This is a genomic window from Liquorilactobacillus uvarum DSM 19971, from assembly GCF_001434935.1.
In the GTDB taxonomy this organism is placed as follows: Bacteria; Bacillota; Bacilli; order Lactobacillales; family Lactobacillaceae; genus Liquorilactobacillus; species Liquorilactobacillus uvarum.
In genome coordinates this window covers 1-1,103 of sequence record NZ_AZEG01000098.1, presented here as the reverse complement: position 1 = coordinate 1,103, position 1,103 = coordinate 1, and the positions used below count along the sequence as shown (strand labels likewise).

Below are 1,103 nucleotides of genomic sequence, written 5' to 3'. Positions count from 1 at the left end.
CAGTGGCTTTTGCCATCTATGCTCTTCACGAACAACATTCCTGATCGGCCAATCCTAGCCAGATTAGCAGCGTCATGACCAGCCATGCTGGTTAACTTTTGCGGCTTATAATCAGTTTCATCCTCAACCGCTTTTGCTAAGGTTTCTATAACTTTATCATTCAGTTTAGCCGGCCTTTGATTCAGTATTTTCTTCCTGCTAAGTTCAATACCTCTTTTTTTAAGTTCCGCAAAACTCTCATTCAAAAATTCAATTACTTCTTCAATCTTTTCCCAATCTCCTGAACGAACATCAATGTTGAATCTAACTTCCCCAGGGATGATATTCGCAGCGTTAGGATTTACCTCCGCAAAACCAATTGTTCCTACAACCAGTTCGTCGTCACTAATGCTTTCCAGAAAATTCCGCAACTTCAAGTTGATCCAGCTCATTGCAAGCAATGCGTCTTTACGGTGTGCAAGATCCGTTGTCCCAGCATGATTGGCCTCACCTTTTAGTTCCACCAATTCCCGGTAGATCCCAGTGATTTTGGATACAACCGCTACCGGTTCATTTCTTTCAAACAATCTTCTGCCTTGTTCAATATGACATTCTAGGAAAGCTGCAAAACTATCGGAGGACAGAACATTCTCATCTATATGCTGAAAGTCCCCACCCAATCTGTTAATTGCCGCAGCCAATGGCTCATGTGTCTCGATGTGACTGAACTTTCCAAGCTGCTTTTGATCAATAACCCCGGAGATTATTTTACTTCCCAGTGTTGAGATCTGATATGGGTTAGGTTCCTCGCCCGTCAGCGAGATCGCTTTGAGCGGGTGACGTAAAACAACGTTGTTTTCTGCCAATGTTTCACATACTTCAGTTGCCAAAAGAACACCTAATGCGCCATCATACTTACCACCTTCGGGCACACTATCATTATGCGAGCCGATTATGAGCGGGTTTAAATCTTCACCGCTGCGATAAGGGTACTCCGCCCATAGGTTTGCCCCTACATCAGTCGTTATTTTTTTCGTAATATTTTCTGACCAGTATTTTTTTAACCATTCCCGTGAATCAACATCCGCTTGACTCGCAAGTGAGCGATTGACTCCTCCACTAGG

Annotated in this window: 1 protein-coding gene; it reads right to left on the bottom strand. The window is 43.5% G+C overall.

What is annotated here, in order from left to right; all coding sequences use genetic code 11:
• The coding region (locus FD20_RS12545) for a hydantoinase/carbamoylase family amidase (protein WP_057738936.1) at positions 1 to 1,103 on the bottom strand (1,103 nt) is incomplete at both ends.